Origin of the sequence: Mesorhizobium sp. M7A.F.Ca.CA.002.05.1.1 (genome assembly GCF_003998335.1) — a bacterium.
GTDB lineage: Bacteria > Pseudomonadota > Alphaproteobacteria > Rhizobiales > Rhizobiaceae > Mesorhizobium.
In genome coordinates this window covers 1-2411 of the sequence record NZ_RZQI01000888.1, presented here as the reverse complement: position 1 = coordinate 2411, position 2411 = coordinate 1, and the positions used below count along the sequence as shown (strand labels likewise).

3 protein-coding genes are annotated in these 2411 nt (G+C 61.5%); 1 reads left to right on the top strand and 2 read right to left on the bottom strand.

What is annotated here, in order from left to right; translation table 11 throughout:
* The coding region (locus EN939_RS30070) for a maleate cis-trans isomerase family protein (RefSeq protein ID WP_127271294.1) at positions 1-650 on the top strand (650 nt) is incomplete at its 5' end.
* A gap of 40 nt (positions 651-690) precedes the next feature.
* Here the strand turns inward: EN939_RS30070 and EN939_RS30065 are convergent.
* Both EN939_RS30065 and EN939_RS30060 read right to left on the bottom strand, forming a co-directional pair.
* Positions 691-1482, bottom strand: coding sequence for a molybdopterin-binding protein (locus tag EN939_RS30065; RefSeq protein ID WP_127270739.1), 792 nt, complete (start codon positions 1480-1482; stop codon positions 691-693).
* Position 1483: 1 nt separating this feature from the next.
* Positions 1484-2362: a cytochrome b/b6 domain-containing protein gene (locus tag EN939_RS30060; RefSeq protein ID WP_127271292.1), complete on the bottom strand. Its 879-nt coding sequence runs from the start codon at positions 2360-2362 to the stop codon at positions 1484-1486.
* Positions 2363-2411: the final 49 nt, after the last annotated feature.

Below are 2411 nucleotides of genomic sequence, written 5' to 3'. Positions count from 1 at the left end.
GCTATGCGCTGCCCGCGCGCGACATCGCGCTGTACGAGGCGCGGCTCTACAGCGATGTCGAGATCACGCCGGAAAACCTGATGAAGATGTCGGCCGTCATCCCGGAAACTGTCGGGCTCTTGCCGGACGTCAAGTTCGATGTGATCGGTTTTGCCTGCACCTCGGGAGCGCTGGTTATCGGCGAGGACAAGGTCGCCGAACGCGTTCATGAGGTGCTGCCGGGCGTGCAAGTGACCAACCCGGTGACGGCGGCAAGGGCGGCGCTGAAGGCCCTGGGCGTCTCGCGGATCGCGCTGCTCACCCCTTATCTGGCGAAAATCAATCATTCGCTACGTGCATCGCTGATGGCGCGGGGGATGGACATTCCGGTCATGGGCTCCTTCAACGAGGCGGATGACAATGTCGTTGCGCGCATCACGCCGGCATCGGTCAAGCAGGCCATCTTGGAAATCGGTGCGTCGAGCGACTGTGAGGCGGTGTTCGTTTCCTGCACCAGCATGCGCGTTGCCCGCATCATCGAGGAGGTCGAGAAGGAACTGGGGAAACCGGTAACCTCGAGCAATCACGCCCTTGCCTGGCACATGCTGCGGCTCGGCGGCATTGGCGAGCAGATCGCCGGAAAGGGCGAACTGTTTCGCCGCTCGCTATAGGTTGGCCATCTTTGGGGCCGCAGCGTTTGCGGTGTGCGATTCAGATTCCGCCGTACCAGTCATAACCATTGTCTTCCCAATAGCCGCCGCGACCGCCGCCGACAGTGGCGAAGCCGTCGACCAGCTCGATCTTGTAGAGATATTTCGGCATCTTGTAGCCGAGTTGGCGCTCGACGCGAACCCGCAGCGGAGCGCCGTTCTCGACCGGCAGCGGCTTGCCGTTCAGGCCATAGGCGAGGATCGTCTGCGGGTGACGGGCATCGATCAGGTCGATGCTGCCGTAATATTTGATGTCGCCGGAGAGGCTGCGGTCGATCGTATCGAGGCAATGGAACATGACGTAGCGCGCCTGCGGTTTGACCACCGCCTGGTCCAGCACCAGCGACAGCGGCGTGCCGGTCCATTTGGCGATGCAGCTCCAGCCTTCGACGCAGTCATGGCGGGTGATCTGGGTGCGGCTCGGCATATTCTGGAGTTGCTCGCGGCTGAGCGATAGCGGCTTCTCGACAAGGCCTGAAACCTCCAGTCGCCAGTCGGCAAAGTTGTTGGCGAGCAAGCCCTTGTAGACATCGTCATCGGGAGCGGTGACACCATTCGGCCGCTGCGGCTGGCGGATGTCGGCCTCGGTGAATTCCGGGGCCAGCGCGTCACTTCCGGCAAGCAGCCGCTGTGCGCGGTAGGTCAGGCCATTGGCGTTTTCGAGGAAACTGCGCAGGCCGCTGCCAACACCTAGCTGACTGTCGAAGGCGTCGCAGCCCGACAGCATGATGCCGGAGACGCCAAGACTGGCACCGGTCAGGAATTTGCGGCGGCTGATCTGGAATTTTGCCATGTCAGGCACTCCTCTCGGCTGTATCGTCCTGTGCGGGAGGATCTGTCCGATACCAGCCGGTGATGATCGAGCGCAGTTCGTTGATCGGGCCGGCGGCCAGGATCATCAGGATATGGACGACGAAGAAGGCGACCAATAGCACCATGACGGTGAAATGGATGGTGCGTGCCGTCTGCCGGCCACCGAGCAGATCGTTGAGGAACGGCAGCACCGAATTCATGCTCGGCGACATGGCCAGACCGGTGATGATCATCAGCGGCAACAGCACGAACAGCACCCCGCCATAGGCCATCTTCTGCAGCGTGTTGTATTCGCGCGTGTGGTGGAATTTGAGCTTGGCGTGGTCAACGATGTCTTGCGGCAATCGTTTCAAATCGTCGAGGCGTGGCGCGAGATCGCGCCGCAGATGGCCGTTCACGGTGCTGGCGACAAACCAGACGATCAACGTCGTGGCCAGTATCCAGGCAATGAAGAAATGGATGACGCGCGCGGTGCCGAGATCATAGTAGGATGGGATGGTCGCCCAGGAGGGAAAGGCGCGGGACGTCTCCTGGCCGGCCGGACCCGACCAGCCGAGCACGCCAGTGGTGTCGAAGCGATGCCCAAAGATTTCCGTGTAGCCGCGCGGACCCGCATCGGAATTCTCGGCGCCGATGGCGAAGATGGTGTTGTTGTATTCGAAGCCCGATTCTTTGCCGATATAGAGCTGCGGACGGGCATTGAAGATCTGCAGGCCTGACAGCAGCATGAAGAACAACGAGATAGCCCAAAGCCAATGCGTCAGCCGTGTCCAGCGCGACTGCCGGTAGATCAGCGTTTTGTCGTTCGACGCCGAAGCGCCTGGATCGGCGGCGGATTGGCTTCTGGCAACGGATTCCATCGTCTTTCGTCTCCCGGCCTCGCGGCATGGCCTGCGCGTTCATTGTCCT